At 37.1% G+C, this 20,270-nt stretch carries 14 protein-coding genes; 3 read left to right on the top strand and 11 right to left on the bottom strand.

Annotated elements, in window-relative coordinates:
• Positions 1-67: 67 nt before the first annotated feature.
• From BWI92_RS25175 to BWI92_RS25130, 10 genes are all read right to left on the bottom strand, one after another.
• Positions 68-1,135 carry a formylglycine-generating enzyme family protein gene (locus BWI92_RS25175; RefSeq protein WP_095168142.1) on the bottom strand — a complete coding sequence of 356 codons (1,068 nt, stop codon included), beginning with the start codon at positions 1,133-1,135 and terminating at the stop codon, positions 68-70.
• Positions 1,136-1,360: 225 nt separating this feature from the next.
• Positions 1,361-3,730: a glycoside hydrolase family 127 protein gene (locus tag BWI92_RS25170; RefSeq protein ID WP_095168140.1), complete on the bottom strand. Its 2,370-nt coding sequence runs from the start codon at positions 3,728-3,730 to the stop codon at positions 1,361-1,363.
• Between the two features lie 173 nt (positions 3,731-3,903).
• Positions 3,904-5,985: a beta-galactosidase gene (locus BWI92_RS25165; RefSeq protein WP_217903488.1), complete on the bottom strand. Its 2,082-nt coding sequence runs from the start codon at positions 5,983-5,985 to the stop codon at positions 3,904-3,906.
• Positions 5,986-6,180: 195 nt separating this feature from the next.
• Positions 6,181-6,765, bottom strand: coding sequence for an LUD domain-containing protein (locus tag BWI92_RS25160; protein WP_095168138.1), 585 nt, complete (start codon positions 6,763-6,765; stop codon positions 6,181-6,183).
• Between the two features lie 274 nt (positions 6,766-7,039).
• A complete protein-coding gene (locus BWI92_RS25155; RefSeq protein WP_095168136.1) occupies positions 7,040-8,416 on the bottom strand; it encodes a lactate utilization protein B in 1,377 nt (458 codons plus the stop codon).
• A gap of 28 nt (positions 8,417-8,444) precedes the next feature.
• A complete protein-coding gene (locus BWI92_RS25150; RefSeq protein ID WP_095168134.1) occupies positions 8,445-9,185 on the bottom strand; it encodes a (Fe-S)-binding protein in 741 nt (246 codons plus the stop codon).
• A 231-nt stretch (positions 9,186-9,416) separates the two neighbouring features.
• On the bottom strand, positions 9,417-10,820 hold the full coding sequence (locus BWI92_RS25145) for an FGGY-family carbohydrate kinase (protein ID WP_176464540.1): 1,404 nt from the start codon (positions 10,818-10,820) through the stop codon (positions 9,417-9,419).
• Positions 10,821-10,966: 146 nt separating this feature from the next.
• A complete protein-coding gene (locus BWI92_RS25140) occupies positions 10,967-12,241 on the bottom strand; it encodes a TIM barrel protein (RefSeq protein WP_095168132.1) in 1,275 nt (424 codons plus the stop codon).
• Between the two features lie 33 nt (positions 12,242-12,274).
• On the bottom strand, positions 12,275-12,589 hold the full coding sequence (gene rhaM, locus BWI92_RS25135; protein WP_095168130.1) for an L-rhamnose mutarotase: 315 nt from the start codon (positions 12,587-12,589) through the stop codon (positions 12,275-12,277).
• An 80-nt stretch (positions 12,590-12,669) separates the two neighbouring features.
• Positions 12,670-14,814, bottom strand: coding sequence for a bifunctional aldolase/short-chain dehydrogenase (locus BWI92_RS25130; protein WP_095168352.1), 2,145 nt, complete (start codon positions 14,812-14,814; stop codon positions 12,670-12,672).
• Between the two features lie 389 nt (positions 14,815-15,203).
• Between BWI92_RS25130 and BWI92_RS25125 the strand changes: the two genes are divergently transcribed.
• Complete coding sequence (locus BWI92_RS25125) at positions 15,204-15,545, top strand: co-chaperone YbbN (protein ID WP_095168128.1); 342 nt, start codon at positions 15,204-15,206, stop codon at positions 15,543-15,545.
• A 189-nt stretch (positions 15,546-15,734) separates the two neighbouring features.
• On the opposite strand, the gene BWI92_RS25120 is transcribed toward BWI92_RS25125, so the two are convergent.
• Complete coding sequence (locus BWI92_RS25120; RefSeq protein WP_176464539.1) at positions 15,735-17,159, bottom strand: replication initiation protein; 1,425 nt, start codon at positions 17,157-17,159, stop codon at positions 15,735-15,737.
• A gap of 927 nt (positions 17,160-18,086) precedes the next feature.
• Here BWI92_RS25120 and BWI92_RS25110 point away from each other — a divergent pair.
• Positions 18,087-19,043, top strand: a complete 957-nt coding sequence (locus tag BWI92_RS25110; protein ID WP_095168120.1) for a ParA family protein — start codon at positions 18,087-18,089, stop codon at positions 19,041-19,043.
• Between the two features lie 7 nt (positions 19,044-19,050).
• Positions 19,051-19,971: a hypothetical protein gene (locus BWI92_RS25105; RefSeq protein WP_095168118.1), complete on the top strand. Its 921-nt coding sequence runs from the start codon at positions 19,051-19,053 to the stop codon at positions 19,969-19,971.
• Positions 19,972-20,270 lie beyond the last annotated feature (299 nt).

The following is a 20,270-nucleotide window of genomic DNA, read 5'->3' as shown; positions in this document are numbered from 1 at the left end:
ATTCGAGTTACAATATGACTTACATGAATCTAGTAAAACTATGGTAGTTAATTGTCTCTGCTAACGCTTACATGTCCTTTACACATCGAAAACCAATATGGTTTGTCGAACTCATGGCCTCTCCTTTTCCTCTACTCCCCGCCTCATATCTCACACAATACTGATCACTGCACAGATAAGAGCCGCCTCTTTGAACATACTTTATGACGCCAGGTTCTTCTGGATCAAAGCTATTCTTGGGTCCTTTAGGGTTCTGCGTAGGGCTCGACTTATAATAATTCACATGATACAAATCACTACACCATTCCCAAACATTTCCTGTCATGTCATACACGCCTGTGGTATTTGCTGGAAATGAACCCACTGGTGCTGTAGCAGCATAACCATCTTTCTTGAGATTTTGTGTAGGAAAAGTACCTTGAAAAATATTTGCCATCCACTTCCCATTGGGTAGCAATTGATTTCCCCATTCGTATTTAGAACTACTATTTTTACCTTTGGATGCAAATTCCCATTCGGCTTCGGTAGGTAGACGTTTACCAGCCCATTTAGCATAAGCTACAGCATCTTCATGGGCTATATGAACTACTGGGTAGTTTTCTTTTCCTATAATATTGCTTTTAGGCCCTAATGGATGTCGCCAGTCCGCACCTGCAACAAACTCCCACCACTCAAAGTAATTGTCAAGTGAACTTACCTGCTTTGGGGCTTTAAAAACCAATGAACCTGCCTTTAATTTTTCCAATGGAACGCCAGGGAATGCTTTAGGATCAAGTGGTCTTTCTGCCACTGTGATATATTTGGTAGCTTTTACAAATGCCGAAAACTCCGCATTCGTTACCTCATGTGCATCTATCCAATAAGAATTGACTGTCACTTTATGCACAGGAACCGCATCTGAGAAATCTTTATTTCCCATCATAAAACTACCTCCTTGCACAAACACCATCCCGTTGTCTTTCTTGTCTGAATTAACCTTGATACTATTCTTCATGGCTATTCTGGCTAAGCTTTTTTTCTTAGGTTCTGTTTTACAAACGGCTACAGAAGGCTTTTGCTGGGTTGTGATAACTTCATGAAAAAGGGGACTTAAAATCCATCCCATCAGACTTATTAGCATTGTTATTCTCAACATATTTCAAAATTTTATAGAAAATAAGAGATTCAAAATTCTTACAGGTAATGCTCAAATTTAGTAAAAACTCAAGAGTTTTGTATCCTTTAACTTTTTCAGATACTATCTCAAGATATGTTGATGCTTCATCTCAAACAAAAAACGCTTTCAAAGGGCTATACCTCAGAAAGCGTTTTGTTGAAAAACTCAATTAATCAACTGCAAGTGTTTGCATGAATTGAGATCTTATTTTACTAATCGAATGGTTTGTATAGCCCCAGAACCATTTTCCCCTGTCGAAACAATTTTGATAGGGATATTTTGCTGCAACAATGTATTTCCCTCTAAAGCAATGGTAAAGATTTGAATTTTTCCATTATCAGCATTAATTTCTACTTTCTGAGATAAAACATCGTTTATCCAAACTTCGAAAATATGAGTTTTGGCATCTTTCAAGACTGTTATTTCGATTGCTTTGGCTTTTAACTCTGGATTATTCAATTTGTAAGACATCCATGCCGTAGTGGAGCGCCAAAAATTACCAATACTCCCTCCTACTCTAGTTTGCTTTCCGTCAAAGGCATGGTCAGCTTCAGGTTGTTGTTCGCCCAAAGTAATCCAGTCTACCGTTTTTTGACGCAAAATAATACCAGCCTGCTCTTCTGCCTTCAGTTTTTCCTGATGCTGACTTACCTCATTAGCACTCATCAATGGCCAATACATCATATAACGAGCATCATGCAATTGATAAAATGGCTTTAAAATCAAGTTTGTTTTCTGAGTAAAAAACAGATTCGGACTTTCTATTTTATAGGCAAGGGTCTGATTTTTAATCGGTTTCAAACTCGCAACAACCTCATTCTGTGTGCCTACCAACACGGGCGCTTGATTGATTGGATACAATTTACCAATTGCTTCATGACCCATTCTTGAATCATCTGCTACTAATCCCTTCAAATCGGTAGAATCGGTAGCAGCAGCCAAAATAATTGGTCCATGAGCAAAAGCATACCAGTTAGAGCCGTCTGGTAATTGTTCTAATCTAGTATCCATAGGCAAAGCTAATTGTACTATATCGCCATTTTGCCATGTTCTCTCAACCGAAACATAACCTTGCTCATTTACACTGAGTTTTTGTATTTGATTATTTACTTTTACTGACAAGGTTTTAGCATTGAGCCAGAAAGGTTTTCTTAGAAACAACTTAAATTTTTGTGGTTTCTTCAAAGAAAGTTGAATTACAGTGCTTTCTTGATTAGGAAAATCTGTTTTTTGGGTAAAACGAATACCTTTTTCCTTCCAGTCGAGTTGAGATGGCACAAACAAGTTCACCCAAATATTTTTTTCATCATGTGCGTAAATCAACTCTGCATATTTAGCGTGATTTTCTATGCCTGAACCCACACAACACCAAAAACCTTTTTGAGCATCAGAATACACTCGATAGTGTTGCGGACGAATTGGTGTAAAATAAACCAACCCTCCATGTTCGGGATGCTGTGAGGACAAAATATGATTGTATAAGGTTCTTTCGTAAAAATCAATGTAAGAAGACTTCGGTTCATGCAAAAACAGCGATTTGGTCAGTTTTAACATGTTGTATGAGTTACAAGTCTCAGGACCTTGATTAGATTCTAACATTGGTTTAAAATTATCTGTGGCATTAAAATGCTCTCGATAGCTATTTCCTCCAAATGCCACACTACGTTTTTGAGTAACATTCTGCCAAAAATATTCACTAGCCGAGTGCCAATCTTGACGGTTCTTTAGTTCAGCAATTCTTTCAAAGCCAATGACCTTGGGAATTTGTGTATTGGCGTGTAAACCTGTTAATTTATCCTCATGAGATACCAATGGTGCAAGAATTGCCTGATGTGACATTCTTTCGGCTACGTCCAGATATTTCTTTTGCTGGGTTATCACATACACATCTGCCAAAACCTCATTCATACCACCATGCTCTGTTTTGAGCATCTGTTGAACTTGCGTATCGTTGAGGGGTGCAATAAGATTACAAAACCAGTCGGTAAGATGAATTAGAACTTCTTTCGCTTCTTGGTTTCCTCCAATCAAATACGCATCTCTCAAACCTGCAAATAGCTTATGAATATTATACAATGGTACCCAAGTATTATTCAAACCAAAACCACTACCATCAATATCACCTTTGCCAATTCTTTCCCAAAATATTTTACCATTGGGTATTCCCCCAACATAGCCATTTTTGTTCTGTTGCTGACAAAGTGATAGCTCAGCGATACAATAATCAAGTTTTTCTTTCAAACGCTTATCTCCTGTTGACGCATACATCAGCGCCAAAGCTGACAAATAATGTCCCCCAATATGTCCGTCTAAGCCCGAACTCTCCCAATTACCATACGCTGGTGCTTTTATGGGTAGCCCAGCTTCCTTGCGATACGGCGCAAGCAGTCGGTCGGCATTGAGTGAAAGAATATAGTCTAAATCCTTTTGTTGGGCATGCAAAAATGCACCACCAGTCAATCGGACTTCATTCAAAGAAAAAGCCTCAATCGGCTTTGGAGAGTTTTGTGCATAGCTTACCGAGGAAGTTATTGTAAAGCCGAGCCCAATGAGTATAGAGGTTACTTTTTTCATTGTCGTCAAAAAATAAATTGTGTATTTTTGACACAAATATAATTAACGGCAATACAACTAAATCATGATTTGTCATGGTTTTTTAAAAATAAATCTCTTTAAAATGAAATTGTCTTTCAAAATGAGTCAAAAAACTCTTTTGAAAGACAATCTATTAGCAGAAAAAGAACCAATTATTTCTCTTCTATTATCACAAATCCCCAGGGCTCAAGCGATATTCCTTGATTAGTTGTTACCGTTTTGTTGGCTAACAAATCATTACCTGTATTTTCTTTGTAGGTGAAATTTTGAGAAGTACCCGAATAGTTAAAATAGTAATGTAACTTCTTCCCCAGTTGGTTTGTGCCAGAACGATGAATTAGTGGAAATTCCAAACCTGAATTTTCCTTCGACAATTGGGCTTTATCCAACACATTTTGTAAAACTTGCTTGTAGACAAACTCACTCGTCAAACAACCTATGTATGTAGCCGTGCCCTTACCGAATTGGTTTTGGGTAATAGCGGCATATTTTCCCCATTGTGGGTGCTCGTAATAAGCCAACACTTTGGCTGTTGTTGGAGTCAGTAATTCCATCCATTGGGTTACTTTCGTCTTATCTGATGTCCATTTTCCCTCTGTATCTTTCAAACTAACACCATTTGGAATTGAAAACTGTGAATACTGAACTCCACAAGCCTCAGAAATAATAGCTGGTTGTATCTCGGTCCTTACTTTGACATTTTCGTCAGAAAAACCACTTTTCAAAGTATATACAATATGTCCTCCATTCTTGACAAAATCATTGAGTTTTTTCAACAAATTAGTTGGAGCGGCGTACAGTGCTGGAACAACAATTACTTTGTATTGCGAAATATCTTCAGTAGAAGGGTCAATGAAATCGAGCTCGACATTCATTTTATATAAAGCATCATAATAAGGTCGCAAAATATCGTTGTAAGTCTCACGAGCTCCCCAACCAAAACTAAAAGCATTAAAAGCAGTCAAAGCTTCATTACTGAATAGAATTGCCACCTGATTATTCTTTTTTAGATTAATCAATTTTTGTCCAACCCTCTGAAAATCTTGACCTATTGTAATAGCTTCATTATACGTAGGATTAGGCTGAAAATCGTGGCTAAGCAAGCCTTTCCAATAAGTTTCGGCTGAATTATGAATAGAATGCCAATGCCAATATTCGACCATATTAGCACCAGAAGCCAAATGACTAAATGCTTGCAATCGCAATTGATTAGGATAAGGTGTCCATTGAGGAAAACCCTGAGCTTCAGTCTCTAATACAAAATAATTTTTCCCATTTTTCATTGAGCGAGTAATATCACCGCCCAAGGCAATTTCAATACCAGTCAATTGGTCTTGACTCGGATGGTATATATCTATCCCAGCAACATCCAAGGTTTTGGCTGTTGCAAAATGATCCACATCAGGTTGAATACCATACGAATATCCACGCCAATCAAGGTCAAAATTTTGTGTAATAAATTGTTCAGGAAGTTTATATTCTCGTACAATATCAGCCTGCCATTTCAAGAAATCAACCACCAATTTCCGTTGAAACTTGGCAAATTCAGCAGCGAAACTCGCATTGATAGTCCCAACTGTCGAGGGAAAATCTTCCCAAGCATTAATCCTATTACTCCAATAATCAAAGCCAAAAGCCTTATTGAGCTTATCAAGTGTTCCGAATTTTTGTTTACAATATTCTACAAAAGCCTTTTGCACATTGGGTCCTGCGGTACCGTAGGCCTTGGTCTCATTATCTACTTGGTATCCGATAATAGCGGGATGTTTGCTAACGTGTTCCATCAACTTACGAATAACTCTTTCGCTGGCTTCACGATAGTGCACATTCGAAATATCCATATTTTGTCGAGCCCCATATTGATTTTGTCCACGAGAAGTCACAGCCAAAACATCGGGATGCTTACGAACCAACCATGTGGGCACGGCATACGTTGGCGTTCCAATAATCACAGCGATTCCAGCTTTGTGCATGGCATCCAAAACTCGATCTATATGCGAAAAGTCAAAGGTATTTTCTTGTGGCTCTAAAGTACTCCAAGTCGACTCAGCAATTCGAACCACATTGATACCAGCCTTTTTCATCATATCCACATCCTGCTGAAGCCTATCATAAGGCATATATTCATCATAATACGCTACACCATAATAGGGAGTTTTAGGAGAAAAATTTTGAGCTTCTAAACCCAGATGAGATGCAACAGCCAAGCAGATAGAGTACCAGATTTTTTTCATAGTAAAATAAGACATTTATTGAATCATAAAGATACAATAAATATAATCAAACAAATACTTTGTAAAGTATAAATTCTCTCAGAAATTGAGCGTTATTTTAGATAAAAAAGAAAAGAAGCTACCCAATTTTGGATAGCTTCTTTTCTAAAATACTTGTAAAATAGCGAGTCTACAAGTTAGATTTATTCGTACAAATTACACTTTTAAAAACACGGTTAAACCACGAGCTCCATGTGCACCCAATACCAATGATTGTTCAATATCAGCAGTTTTGGAAGGTCCAGCTAAGAAAGTCGCAAAACCATATTCCTCCATTCCGATTTGAGCATAAGCTTCATGCATTGACGATACTAAAGAATTTGCTTCTAAAACAATTGCTAAATATTGTGGAATAAATGCCGAAACACGTTGCTTCAAAAGAGATTCGGTAATCCATATAGCGCTGTTTTCAGCAACACCCAAATGACCTCGTATAATAGTGAAATCAACATTCTCTAAAGTGTGCGGGTCATTATAGACCCAATCAAGCTCGGCAATATCTGCCAATTCTGGAAGAGTCGAAATGATTCTTGAATTTGAGTCAAAATGCTCTTTTACAAAAGATTTTATCTCAGACCAATCCGAAAACTCGATTACTTTACCACCAATACCTTCCAAAATTGTTTTGAACTGCTGGGCAGGACTTTCGTAGACATTCCCCAAACCTTCTAAGCCAGGTAATGCACTAAATTCTGGTTGATTTTGAGCTATTTTTGCTAAAATTCTATCTCTGCTACTCATGATAGTTGGACGACCTGCTTGGGTCAGATAAGTGTTAATGCAGAATTGTGAATTATGAGTTGTGAATCTAAATTACCGTCTTAATATATTTGAGAAACAAGTAATTATCCCTCACAAACCACGCTTACCTGACTAGATACTTAATTAAGTTAAGTAAAAAGGTAAGAAAAGAAGGCGGGTGGAAAATCTCTCACCCAATCCGACTTTTACACCTCACTATGTCATGGATAAACTCCAAATTTTGCATTGCCTTTTGGCACTCCTTTCGGATTGACTAAGATTTTTTATTGTTCAGATACCATTCTCTAAAGGATTCTTTTGGAGGCTCTGGCATCTCTCTATTTTTAAACCAAGGATTCAAACCATTATTTACCACAAATGGGATATTTCGCATAAACCATCTCCCGACTTTTCCTCCTGTTTGGTAAACCGCAGGATTTGAAAGCGTGAAGGTCATTGCGCCCATTCCTAATTTTTTAGACGTGGCAGCATATCCCTCTTTCACAATTACCTGACGCCATTTATACAGCTGGTCATGAATATCTATCTTAACAGGACATACATTCGAGCATGAACCACATAAAGTCGAGGCAAATGGCAAGTCTGCATTTTTGCGCATATCCAAATTCGGCGCTAAAATAGAGCCAATCGGACCCGCAACGGCATTGTGATAACTATGTCCACCACTACGACGATAAACAGGACACGTATTCATACAAGCTCCACAACGAATACACTTCAACGAGTTACGAAAATCTTCACGACCCAACTGCGTCGAGCGACCATTATCGACAATTACAATGTGCATTTCTTGTCCTTCACGAGGCTTCTTGAAATGACTTGAATAAGTCGTAATAGGCTGACCAGTAGCACTTCTCGCCAACAATCTCAAAAATACACCAAGGTGTTCACGACGAGGAATTAACTTTTCAAAACCCATACAGGCAATATGCACATCAGCCAAGTGGGCTCCCATATCTGCATTTCCTTCGTTGGTACAAACCACAAACTCTCCAGTTTGAGCTATTGCAAAGTTTACACCCGTTAGTGCTATTTTACGAGTTAAGAATGTTTCACGCAAATGATGACGTGCAGCTTCAGTAAGATATTGCGGATCCTTATTTCCTTTTTCAGTTCCTAAATGTATGTGGAAAGTTTCACCAACATCCTCTTTTTTCAAGTGAATCGCAGGCAAAACTATATGACTTGGTGGCTCATCACGCAACTGCACAATGCGTTCACCCAAGTCAGTATCAATTACCTCAACACCATTTTTCGCTAAATAATCGTTTAAATGGCATTCTTCGGTAAGCATCGACTTACTCTTTACCATACGAGTGACGCCATGCTTAGCAATAATACCATGAACAATTTTATTGTGCTCCTCAGCATCGGCTGCCCAATGGATGTGGACACCATTAGCCAAAGCATTTTTCTCAAACTCGACTAAATAGTCGTGCATATTTGACAACACATTATGCTTGATACTAGAAGCCGTAGAGCGCAACAATTCCCAATCAGGAATATTATGAGCGGCTTTATCTCGCTTACTTCTTACAAACCAAAGTGTTTCGTCATGCCAACCTACACGCTCTTTGTCTTGATTAAATACCTCCGAGGCCTTGCTATGTTCAAGAACTTTAGATTCCATATCTGATTACTTAAATTGGGAGCAAAATCTATTTGATTTGGCTATTTAATATTTCTGCAATATGTATCACTTTTACAGGACTTTGTTGACGACGTAGAATACCTTCCAAGTGCATCAAACAAGACATATCTCCTCCTGTTATAAATTCAACATTCTTGTCTTCATGGTCTTTGACACGATCCTGCCCCATGCGTACCGAAATGGCTTCTTCCGTCACACAGAAGGTTCCACCAAAACCACAACATTCGTCTTTTCGAGATAAAGAAACCAAATCCAACTGCTTGACTTGTTTCAATAATTGCTCTGGTTTTGAGAAAAATGGGGCATTCAACTCAGACATTTGTGCCAGTTTCAAACCTCGCTGACCGTGACAACTTTGATGCAAACCTACTCTGTGTGGAAAATTGGCTTCAAGATTTTCCACTTTTAAAATATCTGTTAAAAACTCCACCAACTCATAAACTCGTTTACGAATAACTGAAGCTTTTTCTTCTCTTTTTTCTTCGTGAAGATGTTCTTTAATATGCAAAGTACAACTTCCAGAAGGGCAAACGATATAATCAAAGCCTTCAAAATTATCGATGAATAAGGAATTACATCCTCCTGTCAAATGTTCAAAACCAGAATTGGCCATCGGCTGACCACAGCAAGTTTGATTTAAAGGAAAATGAACCTCACAGCCCAATTTTTCAAGCAACTCCAACGTTGCCACGCCTATCTGAGGATAAAATTGGTCAACATAACAAGGAATGAATAAGCCAACACGCATAATCTTGGATATTTCAAATGTGATACTTATAGGTACCACTTTAAATGTATTTCAAATTTTATAAAGGTGACCTTTTAAAAGCGCAACGTTTTCGAAAATAACAAATTGTACTTTTTTATGTTTACCCAAATCAGTCAAATATTTTTAACCACTACTCAAATAAGGTATTTTACTTAAAAACTACTCTTTCCTTCTACTAGTTTTCTTTATTTTGAATTATAAAGACCTGACTTAATTTTTGGGTAAAAGGGTAGGCTGACAAGCATAATACTTCAAATCAATCAAATCTCCGGGTAATGCTTTTGAGTTCCAATGTTTATGAATAGCCAACGCAGCACCCAAAGAGCTGGCTTGTGCCATAGATGCAGCAAACACCTCAAGTTCAGGAAAAGCAGCAGCCAAAAGGTTCATAAAAATAGGATTTTTGCTAAAACCACCATCCACAAAAACTCGCTTCACAGGGTAATTGTGCAAAACCAATTCCGTAGAAATTAATTGTTGGGTCATAATATCCAACATCAATTGATGGTAAGCTTCCTCAACGGATGAATAATCTGCCAAGTCACGATGTTCAAATAAAGAACTTTTTAATAGTTCATATTTATTATCCTCTTCAGAAACAGATGGACTTTGCGCATTTTTTAAACGGTCGATAATCTGTGCATCATAAGCAACTGTCTTGAAGAAATCATTTTCGGCTCCAAAATGCTGTGCAATACGCTTTGTCTGAATCTCATGTTCATATCCCGAAAATAAACGAGAAGCTTTTACGGGCTTGCCTTGATAGTGCATATAACACAAACAGTCATATTGCAACTCTTCAAAAGTAAGCGGAATATCATTAAAAGGATTCAAGGAAATACTCCATGTTCCTGTTGAAAGCAAAATAAAAGGTTCTTGAAAATTGATCAAATAAGGAATCAAAGCTGAAGAACTATCGTGCAAGCCCACTCCAACAGAAACAGCCTTATCCTCATTCGCTAATTTTACCACTTCGTCTGAATAGAAAAGTGTTGGAAGCTTTGTTTCAATTTTCTCACGAGAAGTCCATTCATGGTACTTCTGTGCCCTAAAATCCCAAAGATTGGTATGGCAACCAATACTGGTTATATCAGAATAATATTTTTTTGTAAAGAGGCTATGTAAAAATTGAGGTAAATGAAGACAATATTTTACTTGCTCAAATATTTCAGGTTTCTGGTATTTCAAACGATAAATCTGCATACCAGAATTAAGAGAACCTAACACTGGAGATGCTGTTCTTACGGCAAATTCTTCTTCCCCCCCATAAGTATCATAAAACTTTTTTTGCAACTCAGGCGAATAAGATTTTAGATAATTATAAAGTGGAGTCAATACATTTCCCTCTTCATTCACATAGACAAAACTAGCCCCATAAGTAGAAAAATTAAGCGCATTTACGACGAAATTATCTAAACCTAGCACCTCATTCCATGATTCCAATACCCACGACTGCAACAAGTTTACATCCTCACAAGCATCCCCATCCTCGTCGACCGTTTCGGGGAATTGCATACTTTTTTCCCAAACAATTTGGTATTGTTCATCAAATAAAAACAGTTTTTTATTGGTCTTGCCAATATCAAAAATTGCGCAAACTGGTATTGGATTCATATTTCGGTAATGAATTTTAAAACAGCCTAAGGCCTCACAGATATGTCAGTAAATGAAGGGAAGAATATTCCCGAGTAATTTGTTGCTCGGGAATATAAATTCTAAAGTATATAGGAGAGGTAGAAAAAGATTTTCTACCCAAAATCTTACAAACCAGTAGATACGGTTTTCAAACCGCGTTCAGCAATAAGGTTTTCTCTTACTTTCAACTCACGGTATAGTGCTACAGGATTCAAAGCAGCACCAGCACGCAAACGAGCTTCAGCAACGATAGCACGAACATCTGTACGGAATGCATTTTGAAGAATTTCTTGTGCACGAACAACATCGTTGTTTTCTTGAGCATCTTCTAAAGCTTTTCTGTCTACAGAAAGCGCTTGAGCATAAGCAATCATGATAGCCTCAACAGATTGTAACAAATCCTCTAAAGGATCTTTTACATTGTGAGATGCATCAATCATCCAGCCCAAATCTTTAGCGTGATTCATACCACGAGCATCCATACCTTCCACTAATTCATTAAAAATCAAGAATAATTGGTAAGGTTTTACAGAACCAGCTGTCAAATCATCATCTCCATATTTAGAATCGTTAAAGTGGAAACCACCCAACTTTTCTTCCATCAACAACAATGATACAATTTGCTCGATGTTAGCATTTGGCAAATGGTGTCCCAAGTCAACCAAAGTATAGGCTTTATCTCCCAATTTGCGAGCATACGACAACGATTGTCCCCAGTCTCCTACCGTCATAGAGTAGAAATTCGGTTCAAAAGCTTTGTATTCAACAAAGATTTTCCAATCATCTGGTAAAGCTGCGTAAATTTCTTGCAAACTTTCCAAGGTATTTTGATAAGCCTTTCTAAAGTTCAATTGACCAGGGAAACAAGAACCATCAGACAACCAAACTGTCAATGAATCAGAACCTAACTCGATACCATGCTTAATTACCTCGATATTGTGGTCGATAGCCTGCTTACGAATCGCCTTGTTTACATTTTGTAAAGAACCAAACTTGTAAGTATATTCTTGATCAGCCTGATCTTGGAATGTATTTGAGTTTACTGCGTCGAACTTCAAACCATGCTGAGCTGCCAAAGTACGAATTGCCTTAGGATCAGTAGGAATATCCCATGGAATATGCAACGAAATAGCCCCAGAAGCCTTGTTTAAAGCATGCAAAAGACCAACATCTTCAATTTTTTCTTCCAAAGAACGAGGCTCACCGCCCCCCGCAAATCGTCCGAAACGAGTACCCCCAGTTCCTAAAGCCCAAGAAGGGATAGCAATTTGGAAGTCAACAAGTTTTTGAATGATTTCTTCAGTTCCAGCGATTTCAGAGCGAGTAAACGCCAATTTATTTTCGTGGCCTTTCAACAAAGAGTCGTTGTGTGAGGCAATTTTGTATGATTCGAGTAACATGAGATGTTTCTGTTAAAATTCGGATAGTTTGTCCTAAGGTAAATGAAATACATCAACGAGTGGTACACTTACTGGGGAGTTATCTGGATTGGCATCCATGATATCGCCCATATATTTCCACCACTTTTGCATAACTGGATGTTTAGGAAGTTCATCCATCAATGCTGGGTTTTCAATTTTTAATACACCAAACAAAGCAAAAGTGTCTGGGTCAAGGAAAATTGAATAATCTTCAATTCCTATGCTTTTAAGCAATGCTACTAATTCAGGCCAAATTTCGTCATGACGACGCTTATATTCCTCGACCTGACCTTGATGCAATTGCATTTTGAAGGCAACTCGTTTCATAATTTGTGGAATGATTAAGCAAATGAGCAAATGAATGAATTTGTTCACAAATCACTCATCTACTCATTTGCAAAATAAATCTATCTATAGAAGCCCATTGAAACACCACCATCCACGTTCAAGGCATTTCCTGTTGATTTACTCAACAAACCACCAACAAACGCAAAACAAGCATTCGCAATGTCAACTGGCAATATGATTTCGTTCAATAAAGTACGTTTTGCATAATAAGCTGGTAATTCTTCTACTGTAATACCATACGCTTTTGCACGGCCTTCAGCCCAACCACCTGCCCAAATATTTGAGTCAGAGATAACCGCATCAGGGTTTACAGTATTTACACGAATTTTGTCAGCACCTAATTCTGCCGCCATTAGTCTTGTCAAATGCGCCTGTGCTGCTTTAGCCGAACCATAACCAGGGTTATTTGGTCCTGCAACTACTGCATTTTTAGAAACAATATTTACGATGTCACCACCAAAGCCTTGCTTACGCATTACTTCGATACCAGCTTTAGAAACGATAAATTGACCTTTCACCAAAATATCATATAATCTATCCCATTCTTCCAAGCTATGTTCAGCAATAGATTTAGAAATACTGATACCTGCGTTGTTGATCACGATGTCGACACCACCAAATGCCAAACAAGCATTATCAAGCGCTTGCTCAGTGCTAGCAGCATCCGTCACGTTCAACAAAGTAGAAGCTACCGCATCTTTTCCGAAGATCTGAACAAATTCAGCTTTTGCACCTTCTAAGCGCTCTTCGTTGATGTCGTTGATAATAACACAAGCGCCTTCTTCCGAAAACTTCTTAGCAATAGCTTTGCCAATCCCACCAGCAGAGCCTGTCACTAATGCAACACGACCTGACAAAGCTTTTGGTTTAGGCATTCTTTGCAATTTTGCTTCTTCCAACAACCAGTATTCAATATCAAAAGCCTCTTGACGAGGTAATGAAGTATATTCAGAAACAGCCTCAGCACCTTTCATTACATTCACAGCGTTGATGTAATATTCTGATGCCAAACGAGCTGTAGTTTTATCTTTTGCAAAAGTAAACATACCTACACCAGGGTAAAGGATTACTACAGGGTTAGGGTCACGCATAGCTGGCGAGTTATCATGCTTACAAGTGTTGTAATACTCTGTGTACATAGCACGATATGCCTCAAATGCAGGAGTCAATTGAGCTTTGATACCTGCTACATCAGACAAATCTTCGCTCGGAGCCAATTCCAATACTAAAGGAGAGATTTTTGTACGCAAGAAGTGGTCAGGACAAGAAGTACCAAGTGGAGCTAATTTCTCTAAATCATTAGAATTAATGAATTCCAATACACGAGCATCATCCGTAAAGTGACCAATCATTTGACGTTCCGAAGAGCAGAAACCACGCAAAATTGGAGCAACTTTAGCAGCTTGTAATTTACGATCTGCCTCTGGCAAACTTTCAATTTTAGCGCCTCCAAATACTGGGCGAGTTTTACCGTAGTTAGACTCTAAATATTCAGCACATTTTTCAATTACTTCCAACGTGTTGATATAACTTTCGTAAGATGTGTCGCCCCAAGTAAATAAACCGTGAGAACCCAACATGATACCACGAAGTTTGATTCCTTTAGCAGCAGCTTCTTCCAAACAAGCACGCAATTGCAAGCCTAAGTCGAAACCTGGACGTTGCCAGCCTACCCAGCCAATTTCGCCGTTAAACAATTCTTCCGTGATTTTCTGACCATCTTTCGCTGCAGCAATAGCGATAGCTGCATCTGGGTGAAGGTGGTCAATGTGAGCAAATGGAAGGAATCCATGAAGAGGCGTATCGATTGATGGAGCTTTAGAATCCAAATCAAAAATACAATGGTTAAACAAGGCTACCATTTCATCTTCAAATTCGATTCCACGATATACATTTTCCAACGAACGGAGTCTATCTACGTATAACGCAGCACAACCGCTTTTTTTCAAAGTACCGATGTCTCCACCCGAACCTTTAATCCACATTATGTCCGTTTCCTGACCTGTTAATGGATCAACATCTTTGAGCTTTACAGAAGTGTTACCACCACCATAGTTAGTCAAACGAAGGTCGGCACCCAACATGTTTGAACGGTAAATGAAAAGAGCTACTTCATCACCTGCCAATGCTGCTGCTTTGGCATCATCCCATAAATAGCTTACATGCTTAAATTTAGTTACATCCACTGTTGAAATCGTTGTCATTGTTTTTTGGTATTTGGTATTCAAGCGAATTTACACCGCTTTTGAATAGATTGTTTTATTTCTGTTTAAAGGGTAATTAATGATGGATTTAACATTTTGTTATTGGAATATTACACAAAACACCTCTATCATTTATTCTATATCGAATTGTTTTTTTCTTAGATAGCACAAACTTAATAGTTGTAAATGAGTCAACTTTCCTTTACCGTCCTGTATCAAACGACAGTACAGCTTCAACTATCTGATTTACAGTATATTAATACCTAAAAATAATTTATTTTTTTGTGAAAGTATTTATTTTTTCTTTCAAAAAACTACTCTTTTGCAGTGAAAACTATTTTCATGAGTGATAAATGATTTAATTTTACCTTGAAAATAGGCAACCAATTATGAAAAAAAAATCAGCAGAGCTTCCTGCTTCACTCGAAGCTCATATGAATGCCAAAACACCCTTTTTATTGGTATTTCACGCACAATGGTGTCAGCCTTGCAAAGGACTTGCTCCAATCTTAACTGATTTGAGTAAACAGATGGGTGATGGGATATTGATACAAAAAGTAGATGTGGATCGTGAAAAATATATCAGCGACTATTTTGGTGTAAAAAGTATGCCAACTCTATTTTTGTTTCAACAAGGCGAGGTTGTCTGGAAACATGTGGGCATTATCACCAAAAATTCATTAGAACATGTTATCAAAACGAAAACGATAAAACCTTATTTACTCAAATAATTTAGTGAGTTGAAATTGGGTGAATGAGTGATTATTTTAGGAATCTATGTTCTAAAGATAGGGTCGTAATACTTGGCAACTAAAAGTATTGTAGTATCAAAAAGCGGTCGGAAAAACAATTCCCGACCGCTTTTTGATGAAAAGTTGGAGCATAATCCTAGAGCTAGGATTTGTGATAATTCACATTTGTTAGTATGTCAATCGTAAACCTATCTCTTTTGCCTTAGGACTATATTCGTCTTTGATATAGCCAAATACAGGAAATTCGGACTCCAAGATATTCATCACAATTCCATAAAAACCTGTGCCTAAGTTGAAATAGCTTAGAAATGTATCAATCGATATTTGTCCACCACAAAACTGGAGATAACTATCATACTGCATTGACCCCAGCAAATTTGAACTCATTCTGTCAAGAATATTCCTATACAATTGGGGATTTTGGCTCAATATCATGTTGGCTTCTTTTCGCTTGGCATTGGTATATTCTTCTAATAACTGGTCTTTCCGTTGCTGTTGTTCTTTTTTACTTTGAACTTCCGCTTTTTTTGTTGCTTGAACTCTTTTGGCTTCTTCTTTCTTTTTTACCTCTTGTTGCTGCGCTTGCATCAAGTCAGGGCTTTTTACCATGGTAGTCAAATAACCTCCTATATTTTTGATATTGCGACCACTAATAAGTTCTTTTTTCAGGTAGTTGATTGCTAGTTGGATTTGTTCAATAGATATTTCATCAAGCCAATCTTTGATAGTGTGTTGCGTAATACCAAAGTCCTTTACTTGATCATAAATAAGGTTCAGCGTCTCGTTTGCTTGAATTTCTATTGATTGCGTTATTAAGGGCAAAGGGTCTTTATTCGCCTCTTTAAAACTAGCCGATATTTGCTCTACCAATGGATCCTCAACTTCCTCTAGTTTATTTTTCTTTACCACAAACCTTAATTTGACGACCTTTTTTCCTTGCTTGATTTCGGTAAACTCGAAATATAACTCCGAATTTTTCATCAATTCATTTTGTGCTTGTACGACTACTTTCATTTTAAAATCAAAGTAGTTTTTGTACTTGTGCTCAATATTAAACATTCGTTTGAGCTTATCTACTTCAAATTCAAAAGTTCCGATGCGTTCTTTTTCTTTGCATATCTCATAAAAACGCATGGCATAAGAGCTATCTAGCCGCAAAATATTACGAATATCCAAAACGGTAAAGTTTTCTTTGAGCTGTAATAAAAACGGTTTTAAAAGATTGGGAAACTCTAAAACAAAATATCCTTCTTTTTTGAAATATACATAGCCACTGATGAGGTGAGAATCTAGTTCTATACGGTCGTCTTTGTAGTATACTTTCTTGTCGATCATCTTCTTCACCTCTTGTTGTAGGTGCGAATACAAACTTCCTCCTTCTACGCCCGTAAATTTTTGAAAATCTTTTACCGTGATGGTTAATGGGACAAAGCTTTCTTTGCTGATGTCCAACAACGACAGCATATAAATAAAAAGCTTCATTTGAGTTGGGGTCAACTCAAAACGAGCTTCAATCAATGGATTGCCTTTGACAATCCGATAAGGGTCTTTGGTCACGCTGTCCAAAGCTTGCTCTCTTTTCTCTGTCTTCATATCTTCCATGACATTAGGGAAACCGGGTATTTATACTAATCAGCTTAGAATGAAATACTTAATTTTTTATTAAGACCCTTAATCAAAAAATTGTCACAGACTTCGGTTTCGTTCCTTTATTGTACAAAAATAAAAGGAATTGAAAAAAAAGCATCACAAAAACTACTTTTAATTTAAGCAGGTAGTTTTAAGCACCATAAAAGTAGTTTTAATACACCATAAAAGTAGTTTTAAGCACCATAAAAGTAGTTTTAATACACCATAAAAGTAGTTTTAAGCACCATAAAAGTAGTTTTAAACCTAGTTAATAAACTGTAATTCAATTAGTTACGAAGACCTAAAAGATTTAAAAGAATAAAAGATTTAAAAGACAACAAAGGGAATTGTTGATTTTTTATTAAATTTTTCTTTAAAAATTCAGCTTTGAAAATCTCCTAAAGTTAGTCACGGATAAAAATCGTAAGAGAAAGAATTGAAAGTGACAACACCATAAAAGTAGTTTTTGGTCAAAGTAATTAAAAGTTGGCAGACACCATAAAAGTAGTTTTTACGAAAATGATTAAAATGCATAAAACACCATAAAAGTAGTTTTTGAAAAGTAATAAAAAGTACACCGAACACCATAAAAGTAGTTTTTTGAGAACTCAATTGAAAATATAGTTACACCATAAAAGTAGTTTTTACAACTTCTGGCAGAATCCTTTCAGACACCATAAAAGTAGTTTTTATAAATTCAATAGGTTTTACAAATGACACCATAAAAGTAGTTTTTGTTTTCAGTCATATAATTATCCCAGACACCATAAAAGTAGTTTTTATCCATTTCAAAAAATACTTATTTTGAATAGATAAATTATAAAAAAGTTGTATCAAAACTGATACCTTTTCGGTATATTTGTATGAAATATAATACAAACGATTTTACCTATGATAAGCCAAGAATTAGTCCTAAAATTCTTAAGACATAATCCAGCACTTTCAGTTTCTACTGTAGAAAAAGAATCAGCATTAGCGAAAGGAACTCTAACCAAAGCCATCACAGGAGAGCGAAATCTCAATGAAAGACATTTAGCGGCTTTATTACCCGTACTAACCAAATACGGATACTCGCCGAATCTTTATCAAAACGCTCGTGTGATTTCAATCATCAATCACAAAGGGGGAGTTGGTAAAACTACTACGACTGGATCTTTGGGCGAGGCATTAGCCAGAAAAGGCTTTAATGTATTATTGATTGATATGGACCCTCAGGGTAATTTGTCTCAAATTCTAGGAATAGATACCCCAGAAAAGCAAGTAGTAGATGCCTTGCTGAAGGCAGATGAATTGCCAGTCATGAATATAGCCCCAAATTTAGATCTGAGCCCATCGGATATAGATTTAGCGAAAGCCGAAATAGAACTAATCATTTCGTTGGGAGGTGTATCGAGACTTAAAAACAAATTAGTCCCATTGATGGAGCAATACGATTACATTCTGATTGACTGCCCACCCTCACTCAATGCGCTTACTTCTTCAGCCTTGATTGCTTCTAAAAGTTGTTTGATTACACTTCAACCAGAGATATCTGCTGTGAAAGGGTTGAATACCCTTTTAGATAGAATCTCGGAAGTCCGTACAAGCTGGAATCCTGCCATCGAAATTGACGGAATTGTATTTACGATGGTAAAGAAAAACTCTGTACACGACGGCGTAAAAGAACACGTTAGAGAAAGTATGTCACAGTTCAGGGTATTTCGCACCGAGATAAAACACCTTGTTGATTTTCAAAAAGCACAAATAGAACAAAGTACAATATCCAAATTTGCAGAAAATTCGGAAGCAGCCAAATTGTATCGTGAGTTTTCGGAAGAGTTTATACAGTATTTACAAGTGGTAAAATAGAGATTAGATGAAAGCAAATTTTAAAGATGTCATAGCCTCCAAAACCAAGCAAGCCTTGGGAAGTAATCTCATATCCCTAGAGGCCATTAAGCAAAACATACAAATTCTTGAAGAGCTTCGCGATTTTATACCACCCTTGAGTGAGGATGAGTCTCAACAATTAGAACAGAACATTCTAAAATACGGGTGCAAAGATGCACTATTGGTTTGGGAAACCACCCGTAGTGTAGCTGGATTAAGTATCACAGAAGATTCAACCCCTGCCTATATACTGATAGATGGACATAACCGCTATCGTATTTGCCAGACCAATCAATTGAACTTTAATATTCAACTTCTGTCTTTTAACACTTTGAAAGAAGTAAAAGACTATATGATTGACTTGCAATTGGGACGCCGTAATCTTACGCCTCAGCAGGCATCCTATTTTAGAGGCTTACGCTATAACAATGAAAAAACAGAGCGAGGCAAATATGACCGCATTACTGACGAAGGACTCATTAACGTTGATGATTATTTTGAAAGTAAGCGAGTAAAAGTTTCTACGGCCTCTAAATTGTCTGAAGAATATAAGGTCAGCCCCGCTACAATTCGCCGTGATGCTGAGTTTGCAGAAGGGTTAGGGAAATTATCGACTACTTTACGCAATGAAGTACTTGCAGGAAATCAAAACATTGAAAAAGGGCTTTTACAAAAAGTAGCAAAAGTAAAAGAATTACCTAAACCCATTGAGAGTGCGGATGAATTAGTAACGGTATTACAAACGAGTGGTTTAGTAGAAAAAACAGAAGCAGTTCCAATTGACCACACCCTCGTCAATTGCTCTAACGAAATCATTGCACTAGTCAAGAAAATTGTTAATGCTAAGGACAAAGAAAAGCTGAACGATTTAAAAAATTTAGTAAGTAAATTGGAAGAGTTACTGTAATAAAAAGAGGTCGTTAGACCTCTTTTTTGTTTTCAACCATAATGCTCAAAATGAGCATTATGGTTTGAGAATTTTTAAGTAAAGTCATACTGCTCAAAATGAGCATTATGGTTTGGTGATTTTTGGTAAAGTCATACTGCTCAAAATGAGCATTATGGTTTGGTGATTTTTGGTAAAGTCATACTGCTCAAAATGAGCATTATGGTTTGAAGATTTTTAAGTAAAGTCATACTGCTCAAAATGAGCATTATGGTTGAGGATTTTTCGGTAAAGTCATACTGCTCAAAATGAGCATTATG

This window comes from Flectobacillus sp. BAB-3569 (assembly GCF_002270355.1).
In the GTDB taxonomy this organism is placed as follows: Bacteria; Bacteroidota; Bacteroidia; order Cytophagales; family Spirosomataceae; genus Flectobacillus; species Flectobacillus roseus.
The sequence above is the reverse complement of the archived record's forward strand: the minus strand, read 5'-3'. Positions and strand labels throughout refer to the sequence as shown.